This window comes from Arthrobacter cavernae (assembly GCF_017368795.1).
GTDB classification, from domain to species: domain Bacteria; phylum Actinomycetota; class Actinomycetes; order Actinomycetales; family Micrococcaceae; genus Arthrobacter; species Arthrobacter cavernae.
In genome coordinates this window covers 99,649-119,074 of the sequence record NZ_JAFNLL010000009.1, presented here as the reverse complement: position 1 = coordinate 119,074, position 19,426 = coordinate 99,649, and the positions used below count along the sequence as shown (strand labels likewise).

24 protein-coding genes are annotated in these 19,426 nt (G+C 66.4%); 8 read left to right on the top strand and 16 right to left on the bottom strand.

Features of this window, described 5'->3' with window-relative positions; all coding sequences use genetic code 11:
* Nucleotides 1-786 carry an LppM family (lipo)protein gene (locus J1902_RS05605; RefSeq protein ID WP_207615264.1) on the bottom strand — a complete coding sequence of 262 codons (786 nt, stop codon included), beginning with the start codon at nt 784-786 and terminating at the stop codon, nt 1-3.
* A 142-nt stretch (nt 787-928) separates the two neighbouring features.
* On the opposite strand from J1902_RS05605, the gene J1902_RS05600 reads away from it, so the two are divergent.
* Complete coding sequence (locus J1902_RS05600) at nt 929-1,375, top strand: hypothetical protein (protein WP_207615263.1); 447 nt, start codon at nt 929-931, stop codon at nt 1,373-1,375.
* 2 nt (nt 1,376-1,377) lie between these two features.
* Nucleotides 1,378-2,031, top strand: coding sequence for an SIMPL domain-containing protein (locus J1902_RS05595; protein ID WP_207615262.1), 654 nt, complete (start codon nt 1,378-1,380; stop codon nt 2,029-2,031).
* Here the strand turns inward: J1902_RS05595 and pcp are convergent.
* On the bottom strand, nt 2,028-2,669 hold the full coding sequence (gene pcp, locus J1902_RS05590) for a pyroglutamyl-peptidase I (protein WP_207615261.1): 642 nt from the start codon (nt 2,667-2,669) through the stop codon (nt 2,028-2,030). The genes J1902_RS05595 and pcp overlap by 4 nt on opposite strands.
* Before the next feature lie 77 nt (nt 2,670-2,746).
* Here pcp and J1902_RS05585 point away from each other — a divergent pair, with 77 nt between their 5' ends.
* Entirely contained in the window at nt 2,747-3,844 is a 1,098-nt protein-coding gene (locus J1902_RS05585; protein ID WP_207615260.1) for an Rv2578c family radical SAM protein, read from the top strand.
* A 228-nt stretch (nt 3,845-4,072) separates the two neighbouring features.
* Here the strand turns inward: J1902_RS05585 and J1902_RS05580 are convergent, their stop codons facing one another.
* Nucleotides 4,073-4,507 (bottom strand): (deoxy)nucleoside triphosphate pyrophosphohydrolase, encoded by a 435-nt coding sequence (locus J1902_RS05580; RefSeq protein WP_207615259.1) that lies wholly within the window; start codon nt 4,505-4,507, stop codon nt 4,073-4,075.
* A gap of 128 nt (nt 4,508-4,635) precedes the next feature.
* On the opposite strand from J1902_RS05580, the gene J1902_RS05575 reads away from it, so the two are divergent.
* Nucleotides 4,636-5,844, top strand: coding sequence for an MFS transporter (locus tag J1902_RS05575; RefSeq protein WP_207615258.1), 1,209 nt, complete (start codon nt 4,636-4,638; stop codon nt 5,842-5,844).
* A gap of 84 nt (nt 5,845-5,928) precedes the next feature.
* Here the strand turns inward: J1902_RS05575 and J1902_RS05570 are convergent, their stop codons facing one another.
* Nucleotides 5,929-6,846 carry a cation diffusion facilitator family transporter gene (locus J1902_RS05570; RefSeq protein ID WP_207615257.1) on the bottom strand — a complete coding sequence of 306 codons (918 nt, stop codon included), beginning with the start codon at nt 6,844-6,846 and terminating at the stop codon, nt 5,929-5,931.
* A gap of 208 nt (nt 6,847-7,054) precedes the next feature.
* Between J1902_RS05570 and J1902_RS05565 the strand changes: the two genes are divergently transcribed.
* Nucleotides 7,055-7,321 carry a GlsB/YeaQ/YmgE family stress response membrane protein gene (locus J1902_RS05565; protein WP_207615256.1) on the top strand — a complete coding sequence of 89 codons (267 nt, stop codon included), beginning with the start codon at nt 7,055-7,057 and terminating at the stop codon, nt 7,319-7,321.
* Nucleotides 7,322-7,453: 132 nt separating this feature from the next.
* Here J1902_RS05565 and J1902_RS05560 read toward each other — a convergent pair whose 3' ends face one another.
* The 4 genes from J1902_RS05560 to infC all read right to left on the bottom strand — a co-directional run bounded on the left by J1902_RS05560 (nt 7,454) and on the right by infC (nt 10,478).
* Nucleotides 7,454-8,350, bottom strand: coding sequence for a TrmH family RNA methyltransferase (locus J1902_RS05560; RefSeq protein WP_207615255.1), 897 nt, complete (start codon nt 8,348-8,350; stop codon nt 7,454-7,456).
* Between the two features lie 25 nt (nt 8,351-8,375).
* Complete coding sequence (gene rplT / locus J1902_RS19780; protein ID WP_207615254.1) at nt 8,376-9,032, bottom strand: 50S ribosomal protein L20, sunset domain variant; 657 nt, start codon at nt 9,030-9,032, stop codon at nt 8,376-8,378.
* A gap of 119 nt (nt 9,033-9,151) precedes the next feature.
* Nucleotides 9,152-9,346, bottom strand: a complete 195-nt coding sequence (gene rpmI, locus J1902_RS05550; RefSeq protein WP_003798720.1) for a 50S ribosomal protein L35 — start codon at nt 9,344-9,346, stop codon at nt 9,152-9,154.
* 118 nt (nt 9,347-9,464) lie between these two features.
* Entirely contained in the window at nt 9,465-10,478 is a 1,014-nt protein-coding gene (gene infC / locus J1902_RS05545) for a translation initiation factor IF-3 (RefSeq protein WP_372434381.1), read from the bottom strand.
* Between the two features lie 369 nt (nt 10,479-10,847).
* On the opposite strand from infC, the gene J1902_RS05540 reads away from it, so the two are divergent.
* Nucleotides 10,848-11,240, top strand: coding sequence for a DUF1844 domain-containing protein (locus J1902_RS05540; protein WP_207615252.1), 393 nt, complete (start codon nt 10,848-10,850; stop codon nt 11,238-11,240).
* Between the two features lie 138 nt (nt 11,241-11,378).
* Here the strand turns inward: J1902_RS05540 and J1902_RS05535 are convergent, their stop codons facing one another.
* From J1902_RS05535 to J1902_RS05500, 8 genes are all read right to left on the bottom strand, one after another.
* Nucleotides 11,379-12,683, bottom strand: coding sequence for an MFS transporter (locus tag J1902_RS05535; RefSeq protein ID WP_207615251.1), 1,305 nt, complete (start codon nt 12,681-12,683; stop codon nt 11,379-11,381).
* 53 nt (nt 12,684-12,736) lie between these two features.
* Nucleotides 12,737-13,660 (bottom strand): SseB family protein, encoded by a 924-nt coding sequence (locus tag J1902_RS05530; protein WP_207615250.1) that lies wholly within the window; start codon nt 13,658-13,660, stop codon nt 12,737-12,739.
* Nucleotides 13,660-14,403, bottom strand: a complete 744-nt coding sequence (gene priA, locus J1902_RS05525) for a bifunctional 1-(5-phosphoribosyl)-5-((5-phosphoribosylamino)methylideneamino)imidazole-4-carboxamide isomerase/phosphoribosylanthranilate isomerase PriA (RefSeq protein WP_207615249.1) — start codon at nt 14,401-14,403, stop codon at nt 13,660-13,662. Before priA ends, J1902_RS05530 begins: the two co-directional genes overlap by 1 nt.
* 34 nt (nt 14,404-14,437) lie before the next feature.
* Nucleotides 14,438-14,596 (bottom strand): CG2302 family histidine operon protein, encoded by a 159-nt coding sequence (locus J1902_RS05520; protein ID WP_200846897.1) that lies wholly within the window; start codon nt 14,594-14,596, stop codon nt 14,438-14,440.
* Complete coding sequence (hisH, locus tag J1902_RS05515; RefSeq protein WP_207615248.1) at nt 14,597-15,364, bottom strand: imidazole glycerol phosphate synthase subunit HisH; 768 nt, start codon at nt 15,362-15,364, stop codon at nt 14,597-14,599.
* On the bottom strand, nt 15,361-15,987 hold the full coding sequence (hisB, locus tag J1902_RS05510) for an imidazoleglycerol-phosphate dehydratase HisB (RefSeq protein WP_207615247.1): 627 nt from the start codon (nt 15,985-15,987) through the stop codon (nt 15,361-15,363). The genes hisH and hisB overlap by 4 nt, the downstream gene beginning before the upstream one ends.
* Before the next feature lie 46 nt (nt 15,988-16,033).
* A complete protein-coding gene (locus J1902_RS05505) occupies nt 16,034-17,152 on the bottom strand; it encodes a histidinol-phosphate transaminase (RefSeq protein WP_207615246.1) in 1,119 nt (372 codons plus the stop codon).
* 68 nt (nt 17,153-17,220) lie between these two features.
* Nucleotides 17,221-17,580 (bottom strand): LysM peptidoglycan-binding domain-containing protein, encoded by a 360-nt coding sequence (locus tag J1902_RS05500; protein ID WP_207615245.1) that lies wholly within the window; start codon nt 17,578-17,580, stop codon nt 17,221-17,223.
* A 358-nt stretch (nt 17,581-17,938) separates the two neighbouring features.
* On the opposite strand from J1902_RS05500, the gene lexA reads away from it, so the two are divergent.
* Together lexA and J1902_RS05490 are read left to right on the top strand one after the other, a co-directional pair.
* Nucleotides 17,939-18,682: a transcriptional repressor LexA gene (lexA, locus tag J1902_RS05495; protein ID WP_207615244.1), complete on the top strand. Its 744-nt coding sequence runs from the start codon at nt 17,939-17,941 to the stop codon at nt 18,680-18,682.
* A gap of 126 nt (nt 18,683-18,808) precedes the next feature.
* Complete coding sequence (locus tag J1902_RS05490) at nt 18,809-19,420, top strand: dihydrofolate reductase family protein (RefSeq protein WP_207615243.1); 612 nt, start codon at nt 18,809-18,811, stop codon at nt 19,418-19,420.
* Nucleotides 19,421-19,426 lie beyond the last annotated feature (6 nt).

Sequence of the window (19,426 nt, the reverse complement as noted above, 5' to 3'; positions counted from 1 at the left end):
CTAAGCGGGCGGGCGGTCCGGCATGGGCGGAACCGGCGGTACTTGGCCGCCGTGACCGGCGTCGGGCGCTGGCGGCTGGACATCATGGCCGGACTGCGGGTACCCGGGCTGCATTCCGGCGCCTGCGAGCGCGGCGGCGGGCTGGGCTGCCTGCTTTCTGCGCAGCAGGACGAAGAGCAGGATAAGTGCGGCGGCAACCTCCAGGACGACGATGAGCACCCACAGCAGCCACATCGGGAAGGCAAAGCCTGCATTGGACTCGGCCTTCACCTGGACGGTGCCTTCGGTCATGGCAAGCATGTCGAACGTGGCCGTGTTTCCGTCAATCTTGGCGCCCTGGGCTTCCACGACCGTGCCCGGGAAGCTGATCTTGACCGTGGCCTCGTCGAAAATCGACTTCGCCATCCCTGCCGTCGCGGGGTCGCTGCTGTCCGCTCCGGTGACGCCGCCCATGGTCAGGATGTAGAAATCACCGTCCCTCCTGAGCTCGAACGGGGAATCGGCGTCCGAAGCGGCTGAAATCTTGGCTGGTTCCAGGCCTTTCGCGGTGATCCTTTTGCCTTTGTACTCGTCGTCTTCGTAGTCCACAACCGTGGCGCCCTCGGGAACGCCCATTTCTTCGCTGGAGCTTCCGTTGGACTGCATGAATTCGTCGAAGGACTTGTCTCCCAGGACGGCCTTCTGGATGGCGTAGACGACGTCGTAGTCGACGCTCTTTTCGCTGTTGACCTTGATGTCCATGTTGATCTTGAAACAGCCGCTCAAAGCAAGCACTGCTGCGATCATCACGCAAACCATGCCGATGGCCCGTTTCGCGTTCATCTTCCCCCCGAACGATCAGGCACCAGGCCCGCCCCAGTGGTCCTCGGATCAGACTATCCCCGGCACCGGCACCGTGCCAGGGAGGCCCCGGGGCTACCATGGCCTCATGAAAAGGGGGCAGCGTCTCCGGCAGATCGTCAACATGCTGGACTTGACCACTCCCTTGGGCCTGCTCATTGCCTGGACCTCGGGCTCCACGCTGTGCCGCGGGCCGAGGGGCCTCATCATCGCGGCCGGCTATGGCTGGGGCCTGCCCCACGCAGGGGCGTTCACCATGGGCAACGTGGTGCTGTTCAGGGCCCCGCCCGGAGCCGCGGGCAACGACCCCGTCCTGCTGGGCCACGAGGAACGGCACTGCACGCAATATGCATACTGCCTGGGGTTGCCGTTCCTGCTGTTGTACGCGCTCTGTGCCGGCTGGTCGCTGCTGCGCAGCGGCAACCCGGCATCACGCAATTTCTTCGAACGCCAGGCAGGACTGGCTGCGGGCGGCTACATTGGCCCTGGAGGCCGGCTCCCGGACCTCCCCTCCGAAAAGCGAAACGAGGCATAGGCATGACACGTACCATCACAGTGACCGGCACCGGCACTGCCGAAGCAGCCCCTGACCTTGTCACCCTGTCCCTCGGTGTGGAGACGCGCCGCGACACGGCCGCCCAGGCGTACCAGGACGCCGGAAGCACGGCCGCCGCCGCTGTTGATGCACTTCGCCGGAACGGTGTGGCGGACCGCGATCTGCGGACGAGCGGCCTCAATCTTCGCGCGGACCTCGTCTGGGTCGAGGGCCAGGGCCAGAAGGTGACCGGCTACGTCGCCTCAACCACCCTGGTTGTCCGTCTCCGGGTACCCGAGTCTGCGCCGGCCGCCATAGCCGCCGCCGTCGCGGCAGGAGGGGATGGCATCCGCATCAGCGGCATCGAGCAGGGGTTCACCGATGCCGCCGCAGTGACCGCACTGGCGCAGGACGCCGCATGGCAGGACGCTGCGGAGCGTGCCGGGCAGTATGCGTCCAGGGCCTCCGCGCGTCTGGGAAGCGTTCTGTCCATCAGCCAGCCCCCGGCCGGCCACGGCCCGGTCCCCCTCGGTGGCATGGTGCGCGCCTCCGCTGCCGAAAGCGTGGCCATCGAGGGCGGCGAATCCTCGGTCTCGGCCAGCGTGACGGTGGAGTGGGAGCTGCTTGAGCCTTTGCCCACCCAGCAGCCTGGCTAGTGGATGGCTCCGGCTGACAGCGTGAGATCCGTGTCCGTCACCAAAGCCGTGCGGACGACGACGGCGATGCCCTCGGCCATGGTCCCGGCTGGCATGGCCGGAACGGCACGGCCGAGGGGCAATCCCGAACCATCGTAGGGAACATGGACAAAGCCGCCGCGAGTCTGCGGCCGCAAGGCCAGTGCGTGCATGAGTGCGTAGAAGACGTGGTTGCAAACGTAGGTCCCGGCCGTCTGTGACACTTCGGCCCTGATCCCGGCTATTTGCAGGCCCCGCAGGGCGGCCTTTATGGGCAGCGTGCTGAAGTAGGCAGCGGGCCCGCCGGGAACAACTTCCTCGTCAACGGGGCGCCGGCCGGCGTTGTCCGGGATCCTCGCGTCGTCGCAGTTGATGGCGACGCGTTCCAGCGAGATGCGGTCCCGGCCGCCCGCCAGGCCGAGGCTGACGACGAGGGCCGGATTCAGGCGGTCAACGGCCTCGAGGAGCGCGGTGGCCGCTTCGCCGAAGACGCAGGGAAGTTCGAGTGCCTCCACGTCATGCCCCTCGGCACGCAGGATGTCGCGGGCCAGTGTAGCGGCCACCCAGGACGGGTTGGCGGCGTCGCCGCCGAAGGGCTCGAACCCGGACAGCAGAATCATGGACCCCACCCTAGCAACGCCTGCGCCCGCTTTCGAAGGCCTTGACAATAACTCGAACATACATTCGAATGGTCGTCATGAGATGGGACGCACAAGCACTCTCCGACCCCGCTGTTCCAGCATCGGAATACGGCTCCGTTGGCGGTCCTTCCGGGGCCGCCCCATTCCCCGATGCCCTGCTGCCGCTCGCCGGGTTGGTCCGGTCCGTCTCGACCCCCGAATTCTCCGGAGTCACCTTTCATGAGGTCACCGCAAAGTCAGTGCTCAACAAGGTGGCTGCCGGTTCCCGGATGCCCTTCGAATGGACCGTCAATCCCTACCGCGGCTGCAGCCACGCCTGCGTCTACTGTTTCGCCCGCCAGAGCCACACCTACCTGGAGTTCGACGCCGGCCAGGACTTCGACTCCCAGGTGGTCGTGAAGATCAACGCAGCCGAGGTCCTGGCCAGGGAACTTGCCAAGCCGTCGTGGGCACACCACCAGGTAGCCCTCGGCACCAACACCGACCCCTATCAACGCGCCGAGGGCCGGTACGAACTGATGCCCGGCATCATCCGGGCCCTCGCAGATTCCGGCACGCCCTTCTCCATCCTCACCAAGGGGACCCTGCTGGCCCGAGACATTCCCCTGCTGAAGCACGCCGCCACGCAGGTCCGCGTGGACCTCGGCATCTCCCTGGCCATGACGGACGAACACCTCGCAAGCCTCATCGAGCCCGGTACGCCGTCACCGCGGGTACGGCTGAAGCTCATCGGCCGCCTCCGGGACGCCGGCCTGGCCTGCGGCGTCATGGCAATGCCCGTCCTGCCGTGGCTGACGGATACGGACGAAGCACTGGATGCCCTGTGCGGATCCCTCGCGGCGGCGGGCGCCACGGGCGTGACCGCCGGCGCCCTGTACCTGAAGCCCGGCACACGGGAATGGTTCATGAAGTGGCTCGCGGCCAACCACCCGGAACTTGTCGGACGCTACCGGCGCCTCTACGGCCAAGGCTCCTATGTTTCCAAGGAGTACAGCAACTGGCTCAGCGGCAGGGTCAACCACTTCAAGTCCGTGCACGGTTTTGCCGGGACGCAGGGTTTCAGCCACCACAACGCCAGGGGCCCGGGGCCCCGGATTAATCGGGCACAGGGCGGCCCGGTCCAAACGGCTCCCGGCCAGCCCACGCTCTTCTGATAGCAGCGCCTGACACGCAAGAATCGGTAGCGCCGTCGGGCAGTGCCTCCTTTGAGTGCCAGAAGGTCCGGCATGCGAGATCTGGCGAACAGGGATAACGAGCCCCCTGAATTCGGCCTCGATGAAGTCCTTCATGTCCTGCGGGGTGAGCAGTTTGAAGAGCTTCTGCACGCGGGGGTCATTGCAGCCTTCACCGCGAGCACGTTGCAGAAGAGGCTGTCTCGGCGGTCACGCGGCCGTGGTCACCCGGGCCAGCAATGCCCGGACAATGGGGAGATCGGCAGGGATCCACGGCAAGCTGAGAGCTTCATCACATTCACCCAGTGAGATCCAGCGCAGCTGATCGTGGTCTTCGAGCGGGCGCGGCTCACCATCGCTCACCTCGGCGAACCACACGCGCATGGCGGCCCGCTCATTCAGCGGCCATCCCGAGGCGGCGCCCGACTCCAGTTCATCGCCAAGGCGCACGGTGACGCCCAGCTCCTCGGCGAGTTCCCGGTGCAGCGCAGCCTCCGGAGCCTCGCCCTGCTCTACTTTTCCACCGGGGAACTCCCACATGCCCGCGAACTGCGGCGGAGCGGTCCGCCGGGCGGCAAGGAGGCGGCTTGGGTTTTCCAGCGAGTCGACGACGGCGGCGCCGACCACATGTATCAGTCCAGTCACCGGAACAGTCTATGGGCGGCGCCGGCGTGGAAGCCGTCACATTCCAGGGCCAAGGCCCCCGGCCGGCCCGTAGAATTGAAATCAGATTTTCTTTCCCTTCGCCTCGAGGCAACCACAAGAACAGGCCCATGACTACAACTGCCACCACCGCCGTCGCCGCCAAAGCCAGAAACCGCCACCTTGCACTGGCCATCCTGGCACTGGCCATGGGCGGCTTCGCCATCGGCACCACCGAGTTCGCCATGATGGGCCTGCTCAAGGAAATCGAGTCCGGACTGGACATCAGCACCCCCCAAGCCGGGAACCTGATCTCCGCGTATGCCCTCGGTGTCGTGGTCGGCGCCCCGGTGTTCGCCGCTGTAGGCGCCCGGCTCCCCCGCAAGCAACTGGCGCTGGGTCTCATGCTGTTCCTCAGCCTTGCCAATCTGACGTCATTCATTGCCCCCGACTACGCCACCATGCTGGTCACCCGCTTCGCCTCGGGGCTGCCGCATGGCGCGTTCTTTGGCGTGGCCGCCGTCATCGCAGCCGGCCTGGTGGCCCCGAGCAAGCGGGGGTGGGCCATCTCGATGGTCATGGGCGGGCTGACAGTGGCGAACGTGATCGGCGTCCCGCTGGCCACCTGGCTTGGACAGACTTTTGGCTGGCGGCTGCTCTTTGTGGTGGTAGGCGCCATCGGCCTGGCCACGGTGGTGATGTTGTTGAAATTCGTCCCGTTCGAGCCGGCCCACCCAGAGGCCAGCATCCGCCGTGAGCTGGGCGCGCTCAAGCGCATCCAGGTCTGGCTTGCCCTGCTGATCGGCGTCATCGGCTTCGGCGGCTTTTTTGCCGTCTATACCTACATTGCCCACACCATGACCTCCGTGGCCGGCATTCCCGAGTTCCTCATTCCCGCGGTGGTGGCCCTGTACGGACTCGGCATGGTGGTCGGCAACATCATCGGCGGGCGGATTGCCGACAAGTCCGTCATGGGCACCATCTACCTGGTCATGCCGGGCATCGCCGTGGCCCTCGTTGTCTACGGCATTGCGGCCCACTGGGCGTGGTCGGCCTTCATCATGGCCTTCGTTGTGGGGGCCATCGGCTCCATGCTGGTCCCGCCGCTGCAGACGCGACTGCTGGACGCTTCCCCGGATGCGCCGTCGCTGGCCTCCTCGCTCAACCATTCCGCCCTGAACGTCGCCAATGCCCTGGGGGCGTTCCTGGGCGGCACCGTCATCGCGTGGGGCTGGGGCTATGTGGCCCCGGCCTACGTTGGCGCGGGCCTTGCGATGCTGGGCCTTGGCATCGCACTCCTGAGCGGACTGCTGGAACGCAGGCGGCCACTCGCGGCCTAGACGGCATCCGTCACACGAAGTTCAAACGCAGAAGGGCTCCCGCGGGTTTTCGCGGGAGCCCTTCTGCGTTGTGACTGACGTGCGCTATGCCTGGACGCGCTCCACGTCCGGCTCAAGGTAAATGACCCGGGCGATGGGGACCGCCGCGCGGATCCGTTCCTCGGCGTCGTCGATCACCTTCGCGATCTCCTGCCCGGTGTCGGCGGCCTCGACGCTGATCTTGGCCGCGACCAGGAGCTCCTCCGGCCCCAGATGCAGGGTCTTGAGGTGGATGATCCGCGTGCCGTCGGCCTCGATGGCCCGCGCGATCCCGGCCGCGTCGTCCTTGGTTGCGGACTCACCCAACAGCAGGGACTTGGTTTCCAGTGCGAGGATCACGGCGATGGCAACCAGCAGCAGGCCGATCATCGCTGTGCCCAAAGCGTCCCACACGCCGTCCCCGGTGATCAGGGTCATGCTCACGCCGAAGAGGGCGAACACCAGGCCAAGCAGTGCGCCGAGGTCTTCGAGCAGGATCACGGGCAGTTCAGGCTGCTTGGCATTGCGGACGAAATTGATCCAGCTCTGGTTCCCGCGGACATGGTTGGATTCGATGATGGCTGTGCGGAAGGAGAACGACTCGGCCACGATGGCTCCGATCAGCACGGCCAGCGGCACCCACCAGAAATCGCCCTCGATGGCGTGCGGGTGCTGGAACTTGTCCCAGGCCTCGTAGAGGGCGAACAGGCCACCCACACTGAACAGCACGATCGAGACGATGAAGGCGTAGATGTAGCGTTCGCGTCCGTAGCCGAACGGGTGCTCCGGGCTCGCCGCCCGCTTGGCGCGCTTGCCGCCCACCAGCAGGAGGATCTGGTTGCCGGAGTCGGCCACCGAGTGGATGGCCTCTGCCAGCATGGACGACGATAACGTCAGGACGAACGCAATGAACTTCAGTACGGCGATCGTCAGGTTGGCGGCAAGGGCCGCCACGATCGCTTTGGTACCGCCACTTGCAGCCACGAAAGCTTCACCTCTTCAGGATTCAGGGAATTGGGAGAACCGGCAGGAAGAGGGACGTCGGTGGCGCTCCCCTGCAAGCAATACCGTACCGTTACGGCCCCGCCAGGTGCACAATCAAATCGCCAAGGCTACTGACTATCCGAGAGCCGCGTGTTAGTTTTGGGCCGTGAACCGGGCCGCACAACGGCCCTGAGCCGAAGGAGGCGCCATGGGTTTTCTCGGATGGATCATTCTTGGACTCATTGTCGGAGCGATCGTCAAGGCAATCATGCCCGGCAGGGTCGGAGGTGGCTGGCTGACCGGCCTGGTGCTGGGTGTGGTCGGCGCGATCGTCGGCGGCTGGATCGGTGACCTGGTCTTGGGTTCCGGCAAGATGGAGTTCTGGAACCTTGGTTCCTGGGTCCTGGCCATCGTCGGCGGCCTGGCCGTGGCCGGCGTCTACGGCGCGATCACCGGACGTAAGTCCACCACCTGACGGCACCATCTGCAGCAAACGCAACGCCCGCCCACATCCGTGGACGGGCGTTTGCTTTGCGTCCCGTGGTGGCGTTCCGTGGTGGCGTGCAGCGCCGGGGTGCCGACGTGCATGGGCAGGCCCTGGGCAGGCTCAGGAGCCCTGCTGGGACCGCGCGCTGGCGTAGAGGCATACTGTGGCGGCGGTGCCCAGGTTGAGGCTCTCAGCGAAGCCGTAGACCGGCACGGCCACGCGGTGGTCCGCCAGCGCGAGTTCGGCGTCGGAGAGGCCCTGGGCCTCGTTGCCGAACAGCCAGGCCGTGGGGGCTTCCAGTGCGTAGTCAGAGGCGACGTCTGCCGAACCGAGCCGCCGGGCAGCGTTTTCGTCCTGGAGTTTGTCCAGGTTGAGCGTGCCGTAGCCGTCGGCAGCCAGGACACCGATGCCGAGTTCCTTGCACCGGGCCACGAGTTCATCCACCTCTGCGCCCAGCACCACGGGCAGGTGGAACAGGGAACCCGCAGTGGAACGGACAGCCTTGGGGTTGTAGATGTCCACGCTGGAGGAAGTCAGCACCACAGCGTCGGCCCCGGCAGCGTCGGCAGCACGCAGGACGGTGCCTGCATTGCCGGGGTCGCGCACCTGGCACATGACGGCGATCAGGCGGGGACCGGCGTCGAGCACTGAGTCCAGGCTCACATCCACGAAACTGCAAACAGCCACGATCCCCTGCGGATTGACGGTGTCCGCCATGGCGGACAGCACCTCGTCGGTGGCAAGCCTCAGGACGGTGCCCGAAGCCAGATCGGCGAGCTCGGGGAGGCGGTCGAGGCAGGCCTCGCTCGCGTACACTTCATGCACGACGCCGGGCCCCCCTGCCGCGATCCGCCCACGGTGCAGGGCCAGGGCCTCGCGGACGGCCTGTGGCCCCTCGGCCAGGAACCGTCCGCGTTTTAAACGCGCCGGGCGCCCGGCAAGCTTTGCGACATCCCTCACCCGATCAGCTCGGGGGTTGGACATCGGAAATTCTTGCGGGCGCCCGGTTTCGTTCATATAAGAACTTTAGTGGCAGTTGCGACTAGTTCTTGATCTGCTGGCGGCCTTCGCCGCCGGCCGGCTCGAAGCCGGCAGCCTTTGCAGCTTCAACCGTGGCGAACCAGTATTCAGCGGCGGTGGCGTCGTACCAGGTGGAACCCGGAACGTGGTACTTCTTGGACTCGGCGTTGCCCTTGATGGCGTAGCCTTCCGGAGCGTCTTCGCCTTCAACGGCAGCAACGGCGCCCTCGATGTCCGACGTGGCGGCAGCGGCGACCGGAGCAGCCTTGGCGGCAGCCTTCGGAGCAGCGGCTTCAACCTTGGCGGCCGGAGCGGAGGTGTCGGCCGGCAGTGCAGCCTTGGCAACGTTCACCAGAGCAGTGAAAGCGTTGGCGTCGGAGACGGCCAGTTCGGCCAGCATGCGACGGTCAACCTCGACCTCAGCGGCCTTCAGGCCCTGGATCAGACGGTTGTAGGTGAGGCCGTTGGCGCGGGATGCAGCGTTGATGCGCTGGATCCAGAGGCGACGGAAGTCACCCTTCTTCTTGCGGCGGTCGCCGTAGCTGTACACAAACGAGTGCAGCAGCTGCTCTTTGGCCTTGCGGTACAGGCGAGACCGCTGACCGCGGTAACCCTTTGCGCGTTCAAGGACAACCCGGCGCTTCTTGTGGGCGTTTACCGCCCGCTTCACACGTGCCACGTGCGTACTCCTTCAGAAATCTTTATCCCAAGCTGCTACTGCCGGAAACCCGGCCGGCCTGAGAAGGCTTTTGGTGTAGTCGGTTACTGCCGGTTGGCAGAAACCAGAGAACTTGGAACTTAGATGCCGAGCATCTTCCGGATGACCTTTGCGTCGCCCTTGAAGACGATCTTGTCGCCGGCGAGGCGGCGGGTCAGCCTGGAGGACTTGTGCTCCAGGTAGTGACGGCGGTTGGCCTGCTGGCGGCGCAGCTTGCCCGTACCGGTCAGCTTGAAGCGCTTCTTAGCACCGCTGTGGGTCTTCATCTTCGGCATGGGAACCGATCTCCTTACGTGTCCGCGGACGTGGTCCGCAGTTCTTTCGTGCAGCCGACCCCATGGGGCGGCGTGCTGGTTGCTTGCCGTGTGGAGGCTGGCCTCCTGCGGCATTGAACTAGTTTGTCTTGCGTGCCGCAGGCTTCGGCGCGGCCTTGGGGGCCGCAGGCCGGGCTGCAGGCTTCGGGGCTGCCGGCTTGGCGACGGGCTTCGGAGCTGCCGGAACGGCGGGCTTCGGAACCACGGGCTTCGGGGCTGCCTCGGCCGGTGCCGCTTCAACAACCGGAGCTTCGACAGCTGCGGGTGCTTCCTCGGCCACCGGGGCTTCTACGGCCACGGGTGCTTCCTCGGCCACCGGAGCCTCTTCGACTACGGGAGCTTCCTCAACAACCGGAGCTTCCTCAACTGCCGGAACCTCTTCAACAACCGGGGCTTCTTCGACCACGGGAGATTCCGCTGCGGGAACCTCCACGGCCTCTGCTGCGGTTTCCTCAGCGGGCTCTTCGGCGGCTGCGAGCAGTCCTGCGGGCATCAGGTCTGCCAAGGACTGGGTCATCGGCACATCTTCGCCGGTGAGGTCCACGCGGCCGGCTGCCTTGGCTTCGTTCTGGGCCTTGGCCTCTGCACGCTGGGCGGCGCGGCGGGCTTCAGCCTTGGCCTCTGCCTTGTTCTTCAGCGGGCCGATCACCATGACCATGTTGCGGCCGTCGATGCGCGGGCTGGATTCGACGATGCCAACCTCGGCGACGTCTTCGGCAAACTTCTGGAGCAGGCGGATGCCCATCTCCGGACGCTGCTGCTCACGGCCACGGAACTGGATCATGGCCTTGACCTTGTCACCGGCACCGAGGAAGCGGAGGGCGTGGCCACGCTTGGTTTCGTAGTCGTGCTTGTCGATCTTCAGGCGGAAGCGGATTTCCTTCAGAACCGTGTTGGTCTGGTTCTTGCGGGCTTCGCGGGCCTTGACGGCTGCTTCGTACTTGTACTTGCCGAAGTCCATCAGCTTGCAAACAGGAGGCTTGGCCTGCGGGGCAACTTCAACGAGATCGAGATCGGACTCGGCAGCAAGGCGCAGTGCATCCTCAATGCGGACGATTCCTACCTGTTCGCCGGCAGGGCCGACCAACCGCACCTCGGGGACGCGGATACGCTCATTGATTCTTGGCTCGCTAATGTTAAAGCTCCTGTGGTTGTGGTGAGTGTCACCGGCAAAATAGAGAAGGCCCCCAATTGCTGGCGCAATCGAAGGCCTCGAAGATCGGAGCAGGCTGCCCATGGGGCAGTGCGCATTGCTTGTGGGCTGGGCCCACGGGCAATGTCCGACCAAGTACCCGGCAACTTCTATCCCCTGAGGGAAACGGCTGACGCGGGTGGGAGAGATCTCCGCTTGCAAACTGAAAACCAATTCTACAGAAATACCCCGCCAAGCGCACATTAAGCGCGGCGGGATTCAACACAGCAAAATAACGACTTCCAGTCGGTCTGTGACAAGCTTAGCAGCATGAGCACTTCAGACAGCAATTTGCACAATTCCTACAGCGAGGCACCCGCCGCCGACGCCGGTGTGGCCCAGCAGATCCGTGACATCTCGGAAGTTCCGGCCGTGGAGGTCATCACCACCGGCGCCGTCCACCTCATGAGCGCCGCGGCCGTCAAGGTCGGCCTGGCAGACGACGCCAACGCTGAAGAACTCAAGGACCTCGATGAAGCCCGCAAGCTCATCACGGCATTGGCCGGCCTCGTGACCGCAGCCGCTCCCGAGATCGGCTCCCAGCACGCCGGCCCCTTGCGCGACGGCCTCCGCTCCCTCCAGCTCGCCTTCCGCGAAGCCTCCCTCATCCCCGACGAGCCCGGCAAGGGTCCGGGCGAGAAATTCACCGGCCCGGTTAACTAGCGTTCGGGCAAAAACAAGCAGACGACGACGGCGGGCCGACCTTTCAAGGTCGGCCCGCCGTCGTCGTCTGCTTAAGGGTGCCGCTGCTGAGGGGCGCTGCCGGCTCACCGCAGCTGACTACACACCCGGGGAACGGGCTCAGACCCTGGCCACACGCCTGCCCTTCATCAGCACCAGGCCTGCCAGGCACAACACCACGCCTGCCGTCCCCACGGCCACAAAGCCGCCCGAGGGGCCGATCCCGTCGATGAACACGCCGGCCAGCGGCGACCCGAGCGCCACACCGGCGGTGAGGGCCGAGCCGTACCAGCCCATGGCCTCGCCCCGGCGGTCCTCGTCCACGAGGTCCGCGACCTTCTCGGACGCCGCGGAGAGCACGGGCGCGCACAGCAGGCCGGGCAGCAGGGAGAACAGGGCCAGGGTCCAGGTGTCCTGGGCGAAGCCCATCGGAATGGTCAGTGCCGCCATGCCGAGCAGAAGAAGCATCGGCGAGACGGGCCGGTGCATGGCCCCGTAGATGAGGCCGCCCACCACCGAGGCGGCGCACCAGAAGAAGAACACGATGCCGATTTCGCTTTCGTGCCCGCCTCGTTCCAGCAGTGCCACGATGCCCACGTCGGTTCCGCTGAGCACCATGCCGGCGCCGCCCGCCACGGCGAACAGGGCTGCGACGGAGGCGGTGAACCAGGTGAAGTTGCGCGCCAGCCTGCCCCTGAAGGACCCGCCGCGGGATCCGGTGCCCGGCGCCATTTCGGAGGCCGCTTCCTGGACATGGGCCGGGGCGGAGGCAACCACGGCCGCTTCGGCGGCGGCAAGATCATCCGCGGCACGGTCCGCGGCTTCTTCCGGCGTGCAGAGATCCTCGCTGCGTGTGGGCGGGTTGAACCAGATGAGGAACAGCCCGGCCACGGACACGGAGACGCCCACCGCAGTGAGGCCCGCGACGGTGAAGCCATTGGTAGCGACGATGGCGCCCACGGCCGGCCCGATCATGAAAACGAGTTCCGTGGCAATCGAGTCAAGGGCGAACGCCGAGCGGCGTTGTTCGCCGTCCACCATGACGCCCAGGGACTGCCGGACCACGCTGAAGATCGGCAGCGTGAAGAGTCCGCCGACAAACACGAGGGGAAGAATCCATTCGTAGTTGACGTGCGGGACGATGGACCAGATCACGGTTTCGGAGATCACCGAGGGGATCAGGGCTTTCCGCAGCCCGGCGGTGTCCACTCGGCGCCCGCGCCAGGGAGCGCCGACGGCGATGCCGATGGTCATGACCGCGGCTGCGGCGCCGGCGGCGGCGTAACCCTGCTTGAGTGTCAGGACGATGTGCAGCGTCAGCAGCACGCCGGCTGCTGAGTGCGGAATGCGGGCGATCATGCCCACGAGCAGGAGCCGCCTGACCGGCACGATGGACAGCATCTCTTTGTAGAGAGCGAAATTCACGAGCTACATCCTTTGTTCCCCCGGGGCAGCCCCGGGGGAAACCGGTGCCGCCGTTATTGCGGTGCGGGCTCCTGCGCCGCACGCTGCAGCTTGACCTCGATGGAGTCGACGCCTTCCGCAAATGCATCAAGCCGTGCCCACGATTCGTTGAGCCCCGCAACCAGGGCCTGGACGGCCGCGGCGTCGAGACCGTCTTCGAGGAAGAGCACCACGCGCAGTTCCGGTCCCGCGCCGCCGCCGGCGACCGGCAGGCCGCCGGCCGTGAGCGATCCGACGCCCCCGCCGGGATGTGTCTCCAGGCGGCGGACGGCAGGAAAGGCCGCCGCGGCGGAACCGAGAGCAGACTCCAGTTGATCATCAAGGTAGGACGGCGTCCAGTCCTGCTGCTGTGCCAGGGCCCACATCGCGGGTCGGCGGACCACGAACGCGAAGTCGGAGCCCGGGTCCAGCACCAGGAGCTGTGCGCCTTCGGACACGGCAGAGAGTGCCGCCCGTGCAGCGTAGACAGCCACGGGCCTGGCCTCGGGATGCCAGGCTTCCAGCGCCGCGGCGGAGGTGAAGACCGGCATGGCCGTGCGGCCGTCCGGGGCCTTCAGGGTGACCAAGGCCATGTCGGCCTGCTTGTCGGCGTGCAGGCCGTCCACGCCTTCGGATTCCTCGGCCAGCTGGGCCACCACCGGCACGAAGACCCGCGCCGTCGCCAGGGCCTTCACCACGGCGGCTTCCCCGCCGGTCCCGGCCAGCAGCCCGGCGAGGGCGGCGAGGTATCCGGCGTCTGCGGAGCCGTCGTCGTCCTCGAAGTTGTGGATATTGGCGTCATCGCCGAGAAGGCTGCGCCCGGCCCAGGGCTGGCCTGCGGAATCGCCCGCTCCCCCGGCACCGGCCAATGCTGCGGCGATATGGCCCGGCAGCTCGCGTCGGGGCTGGTCCCGCTTGGGCAGCTCTGCAGGGTTTGGCTGTGCTTGCGGCTCCCGCATCAGCGGCGGCCGGCCACGTCCAGGGCCTCGGGCAGGGTGAAGGCACCGGCGTACAGGGCCTTGCCGACAATTGCGCCCTCGACGCCGAGTGGAACGAGTTCGCGCAGCACGCGCAGGTCCTCGAGGCTGGAGATGCCGCCGGAGGCCACCACGGGCTTGCCGGTCTTCTCGACCATCTGGCGCAGCAGTTCGACGTTGGGGCCCTGCAGGGTGCCGTCCTTGGTGACGTCGGTGACCACGTAGCGGGCGCAGCCGGCGTCCTCAAGGCGGGCGAGCACCTCCCAGAGGTCGCCGCCTTCCTTGGTCCAGCCGCGGCCGGCCAGGGTGGTGCCGCGGACGTCGAGCCCGACGGCGATCTTGTCACCGAAGCGGTCGATGGCGCGGCGGGTCCATTCCGGGTTTTCCAGGGCTGCCGTGCCGAGGTTCACCCGGGCGACGCCCAGATCCAGGGCACGCTCAAGGGATTCGTCGTCGCGCAGGCCGCCGGAAAGCTCCACCTTGATGTCCAGCTTGCCCACTACCTCGCGGAGCAGTTCGGCGTTGGAGCCGCGGCCGAAGGCGGCGTCAAGGTCCACCAGGTGCACCCATTCGGCGCCGTTGTTCTGCCAGTTCAGTGCTGCTTCGAGCGGGGTGCCGTAGCTGGTTTCGCTGCCGGCCTCGCCCTGGACGAGGCGGACGGCCTGGCCATCCACGACGTCGACGGCGGGCAGGAGTTCCAGGATGGACGTTTCGGAGCTGGTCATGAGGGTCCTCGGAGGTTGTTGGGGACGGCGGGCGTCAGTTGCCCGGAAGCGTCAGGAGGTAGGCGGCCAGCAGGGACATGCCTGCCAGCACATAGAACGAGATGGAGACCCAGCGGGGTTTCTTCTGCTGGTGGAAGGAGATTCCCCCGCCCACCAGCACGCCGGCGAGTCCCATGAGGACCACGGACCACATCTAGGCGGCGTCCGTTCCGGCTGTTCCGGCCCGGGCAGTACCGGCCTGGGTAGCGGCAGGCTTGCGGAGCCCGTCCACCCAGTTGCGCAGGAGACGGGCACCGGCGTCGCCGGACTTTTCCGGGTGGAACTGCGTGGCGCAGAGCGGCCCGTTCTCCACGGCCGCGATGAACGGGGCACCGTGCTCGGACCAGGTCACCAGCGGCGGGGCCATGCGCGGCTGCACCACGTCGAAGTTCCATTCCTGCACGCCATAGGAGTGCACAAAGTAGAAGCGCTCCTGCTCGACGCCGGCGAACAGCTTGGAGCCTTCCGGGACCTGGACAGTGTTCCAGCCCATGTGCGGGACCACCTTGGCGGGCAGGAGTTCGACCTTGCCCGGCCATTCGCCCATGCCCTCGGCCTCGGTGCCGTGTTCCACGCCGGCTTCGAAGAGGACCTGCAGGCCCACGCAGATGCCCAGCACGGGACGTCCGCCGGCTACGCGGCGGCCGATCATGCGGATGGCGTCAACGGCCTTGAGTTCCTTCATGACGGTTTCGAAGGCCCCGACGCCGGGGACCAGGAGACCATCGGCGTTGAGCACGTCCTCGGGCTTGGCGCTGAGGATGACCTCGGCGCCGGCCCGTTCTAGGGCGCGGACAGCGGAACGGACGTTGCCCGAGCCGTAGTCGAGCACCGTGACCGTGGGTTTGCCTTCGGCGGACACGGGCTTGGCGGCGGCGATGGAGTCGGTGACGGCGCCGTCCTTCAGGATCTGGGCGCTCACAGGGCACCCTTGGTGGACGGGATGCCGTCGACGCGCGGGTCCGGCTCGACGGCCGCGCGCAGTGCACGGGCGAAGGCCTTGAACTGGGCCTCGACGATGTGGTGCGGATCCCGGCCGGCGATGACGTTCATGTGCAGGCAGATGCCGGCGTGCAGCGTGATGGCTTCGAAGACGTGACGGGTCAGGGAGCCCGTGAAGTGGCCGCCGATGAGGTGGTATTCCTGTCCGGCGGGCTCACCGCCGTGCACCAGGTAGGGGCGTCCCGAGACGTCGACGACGGCGTGGGCCAGTGCCTCGTCCAGCGGAACGGTGGCCTCGCCGAAGCGGCGGATGCCGGCCTTGTTCCCCAGGGCGGTGCGCAGGACCTCGCCGAAGGTGATGGCCACGTCTTCCACGGTGTGGTGGGCGTCGATGTGGGTGTCGCCCGTCGCCTTGACGGTCATGTCGATGAGGGAATGCTTGCACAGCGCCGTCAGCATGTGGTCATAGAACGGGACCGTGGTGCTGATGTCCGAGAGGCCCGTGCCGTCGAGGTTGATTTCAACCAGGACGGAGGATTCGCTCGTGGCACGCTCCATGCGTGCGGTGCGGGCGGCGGACGGCGTGGCACCGGATTCGCTCATTGATATGTCCTTATGTACGAAGGATTGGCTGGGTCTAGCTACCAGTTTAGGCGGGCAAAGGCGCCTGGCCGCCCAGAAGGGATTCCAGCGCCTCGAGGAAGGCTGTGGTTTCCGTCTCAGTTCCGGCGGTGACCCTCAGATGGCCGGGGATTCCGACGTCGCGGATCAGGACGCCGGCGTCGAGCAGGCCCTGCCAGATGGCGTGCGGGTTCCCGAGGCCGCCGAAGAAGACGTAGTTCGAGTCGGAGGCGGCGGGCTTGAGGCCCAGGCGGCGCAGTTCGCTGACGATGCGGTCGCGCTGGACCTTGATGTCCTCGACGTCGGCCATGAGTGCCTCGCGGTGCCGGAGGGCAGCGAGAGCCGTGGCCTGGGTGACGGCCGAGAGGTGGTAGGGCAGGCGGACCAGTCGGATGGCGTCAGCGACCTCCGGGGCGGCGGCCATGTAGCCCAGCCGCGCACCGGCCAGCGCGAAGGCCTTGCTCATGGTGCGCGAGACGATGAGCCGCTCACGGCCCGGCAGCAGGGTGAGGGCACTGGGCGTGTTGTCGTGCGCGAACTCGTGGTACGCCTCATCGACAATCACGATCGCCTGGCTGGCCTCACCGGCTTCATAGACGGCCTCGACGACGTCCAGGCCCAGCCCTGTTCCGGTGGGGTTGTTGGGCGAACAGAGGAAGACGATGTTCGCACCGGTTGCGCGGACCTGCGCCGCGGCAGAGGCGGCGTCCAGGCCGTAGTCTTCCGCACGGACGCCGCGGACGTACTCGGTGTCGGTGCCGCTGGCCAGCAGCGGGTACATGGAGTACGTGGGAGGGAAGCCGAGGGCCTTGCGGCCGGGGCCGCCGAAGGCCTGGAGGATCTGCTGGAGTACCTCGTTGGAGCCGTTAGCGGCCCAGATGTTGTCGGCGGAGAGACCGTGGCCTAGGTATTCGGCGAGTGCTTCACGGAGCTCTGTGAATTCGCGATCCGGGTAGCGGTTCAGGCCCGTGGCGGCTGCCGCGACGGCCTCCGTGATGGCGGTCTGCACGTCGGCCGGCACGCCATGGGTGTTTTCGTTGACGTTGAGCAGGATGGGGACATCGAGCTGCGGTGCACCGTAGGGGCTCAGTCCACGCAGATTGGTCCGGAGGGGAAGTCGGTCAAGTCGCTCAAGCTGGTCACTCACCATGACAGTTTAAGGTGCAAGGACGCCTGCCCTGTAACTGTGACGGCAGCGACCGCGACAGGCCCGGCCTAGCCGGCAGGAACAAACAGGGTCTGCCCGGGCACGATCTTTCCGCCCCGGAGGTTGTTCAGCTGGATGATTTCGGCGATGACATCGCGCGGGTCACGCTCCGGCGCAGCAGTTCCGGCAATGCCCCATAGGGACTGGCCCGGCTGGACCGTGACCGTGACGGCCACCGGCGGGTGGAGCTCGGACACGGCGTCGGAGGCCTTGGCCGGGGAGTTGAAGAATCCGGCCAGGCTCAGCAGCACAGCCACGAGCACGAACAACGGGAAGCCGAAGAAGACGATCCGGCCGCGGCGGGTCAGCCGAAGCTTGCCGGGTGCCGGCGTGTAGTGGGAACCCTGGACCGTGGTGTGTGTAGACATGAGCTGAGCCCTCCTGAGCGATCGCCTCCGCCCGGTGTATCCCGGTGGGCGGCTGCCGTTTTCTGTATCCGTTGGCCCTTCGCGGCCCGGTGTTCGAATGAATCATTCGAACACTGGAGCCCGGCCGAAGGTTTTATAGAACACATATTCGAACCTTGCTGTGACATTTTTAGCACTTATCAACGAACGGTGTCGAGACTCGCTAGAACAAATGTTTGATAAACGCCTGCGCCTGGCCTACGTTTGAGTGAAGAAACAGGCACTGTTTCAGTGGATCAACAGGGTCTGACATTCAGACCGAACAGTCCCGGAAACCGCAGGACACGCGGCCGGGCGGAACGGAAGGGCGTTGGCGAACATGGCAGCGAAAGCCACGGACGGCAGGGCAAGCCTGCGCAGCCAGCCGCAGAAGAGTCCCAAGAGCCTGACCGTCCGGCAGAAGAAGATCCTGGAAACCATCCAGCGTTCGGTCAATGACAACGGCTACCCGCCGTCCATGCGTGAGATCGGCGACACCGTGGGGCTCGCCAGCCTGTCCAGCGTCACACACCAGCTGTCCCAGCTGGAGAAGCTCGGCTATCTGCGGCGGGACCCCAAGCGCCCCCGGGCGATGGAAGTCCTCATGCCACTGATTCTTGATGCCGGCGCGAAAATCCCGGGCGTCGAGACCCCGGCGAAGCTGCGCAGCACCGCCGGCCTGGCCGTGACTGAGCTGGCCAGTGCCAGCGACATGGCCATGGTGCCCCTCGTGGGACGCATTGCCGCCGGCGGGCCCATCCTGGCCGACCAGACGGTGGAAGACGTCCTCTCACTTCCCCGCCAGCTGGTAGGCCACGGCGAGCTCTTCATGTTGAGGGTGGCCGGCGACTCCATGATCGACGCCGCCATTTGCGACGGCGACTGGGTAGTGGTCCGGCGCCAGAATGATGCCATCAATGGGGATATCGTTGCCGCCCTGCTGGATGACGAAGCCACGGTGAAGACGTTCCGCCAGCGCGACGGCCACACCTGGCTGCTGCCGCAGAACACGCAGTATGAGCCGATCCTGGGCGACCAGGCAACCATCATGGGCAAGGTCGTGTCCGTGCTGCGCTCCCTCTAGGCGTGTCTCCAAACCTTCGCCTGGTGCTCCAGCCGTTGCTACCCGTTGCTTCGCAGGGGGATCGTGTGGCAGCCTCGAGGTGATCCCGTCGCCGGGGCGACGACGGGCGCAGAGAAAGAGCACGGCATGGGACTCATCCATATCGATCTGTTCACCACGCTCGACGGCGTCGCGCAGGCACCTGGCGGGCCGGACGAGGACGCTGACGGCGGTTTCGCGTTTGGCGGCTGGCAGGCGCCTCTCTTCGACGAGGTCGTCGGCGAGCAGGTCGACTCTGGGATGGCGGGGATGGACGCGCTGCTGCTGGGGCGCCGGACCTACGACATTTTCGCCGCGTACTGGCCGCACGCGGACGGGGGCATCGCGCGGCTGTTCAACCGGCTCCCGAAATACGTGGCCTCGCGCCAGACGCCGGCCCTCGAGTGGGCCGACTCCACATTGCTCGGTCCTGATGTCGTCGCAGCCGTGCGCGAACTGCGCGAACGGCACGCGAACATCCACGTCATAGGCAGTCTCGACTTCGTGCAGACCCTGTTCGCCGAGCGGCTCTTCGACCGGCTCACGCTCTGGGTGTATCCGATCCTCCTCGGCAGCGGAAAGAGAGTCTTCGCCGACGGGGTGGTTCCGACGAACCTCAGACTCATCGAGCCGGTGGTCGCCTCACCGAAGGGTGCGGTGTTGCAGCGTTACGCGCTCGCCGATGGCACACCTGGCGTCGGCGATATGTCAGCGGACTAGCAGGAG

What these genes read in the sequence shown, in the direction of transcription:
- J1902_RS05605 (WP_207615264.1), bottom strand. Translation starts at nt 786, where the DNA reads ATGATCGCAGCAGTGCTTGCTTTGAGCGGCTGTTTCAAGATCAACATG.
- J1902_RS05600 (WP_207615263.1), top strand. Translation starts at nt 929, where the DNA reads ATGAAAAGGGGGCAGCGTCTCCGGCAGATCGTCAACATGCTGGACTTG.
- J1902_RS05595 (WP_207615262.1), top strand. Translation starts at nt 1,378, where the DNA reads ATGACACGTACCATCACAGTGACCGGCACCGGCACTGCCGAAGCAGCC.
- pcp (WP_207615261.1), bottom strand. Translation starts at nt 2,669, where the DNA reads ATGATTCTGCTGTCCGGGTTCGAGCCCTTCGGCGGCGACGCCGCCAAC.
- J1902_RS05585 (WP_207615260.1), top strand. Translation starts at nt 2,747, where the DNA reads ATGAGATGGGACGCACAAGCACTCTCCGACCCCGCTGTTCCAGCATCG.
- J1902_RS05575 (WP_207615258.1), top strand. Translation starts at nt 4,636, where the DNA reads ATGACTACAACTGCCACCACCGCCGTCGCCGCCAAAGCCAGAAACCGC.
- J1902_RS05565 (WP_207615256.1), top strand. Translation starts at nt 7,055, where the DNA reads ATGGGTTTTCTCGGATGGATCATTCTTGGACTCATTGTCGGAGCGATC.
- J1902_RS05560 (WP_207615255.1), bottom strand. Translation starts at nt 8,350, where the DNA reads ATGAACGAAACCGGGCGCCCGCAAGAATTTCCGATGTCCAACCCCCGA.
- rpmI (WP_003798720.1), bottom strand. Translation starts at nt 9,346, where the DNA reads ATGCCGAAGATGAAGACCCACAGCGGTGCTAAGAAGCGCTTCAAGCTG.
- J1902_RS05540 (WP_207615252.1), top strand. Translation starts at nt 10,848, where the DNA reads ATGAGCACTTCAGACAGCAATTTGCACAATTCCTACAGCGAGGCACCC.
- J1902_RS05530 (WP_207615250.1), bottom strand. Translation starts at nt 13,660, where the DNA reads ATGCGGGAGCCGCAAGCACAGCCAAACCCTGCAGAGCTGCCCAAGCGG.
- priA (WP_207615249.1), bottom strand. Translation starts at nt 14,403, where the DNA reads ATGACCAGCTCCGAAACGTCCATCCTGGAACTCCTGCCCGCCGTCGAC.
- J1902_RS05520 (WP_200846897.1), bottom strand. Translation starts at nt 14,596, where the DNA reads ATGTGGTCCGTGGTCCTCATGGGACTCGCCGGCGTGCTGGTGGGCGGG.
- hisB (WP_207615247.1), bottom strand. Translation starts at nt 15,987, where the DNA reads ATGAGCGAATCCGGTGCCACGCCGTCCGCCGCCCGCACCGCACGCATG.
- J1902_RS05500 (WP_207615245.1), bottom strand. Translation starts at nt 17,580, where the DNA reads ATGTCTACACACACCACGGTCCAGGGTTCCCACTACACGCCGGCACCC.
- lexA (WP_207615244.1), top strand. Translation starts at nt 17,939, where the DNA reads ATGGCAGCGAAAGCCACGGACGGCAGGGCAAGCCTGCGCAGCCAGCCG.
- J1902_RS05490 (WP_207615243.1), top strand. Translation starts at nt 18,809, where the DNA reads ATGGGACTCATCCATATCGATCTGTTCACCACGCTCGACGGCGTCGCG.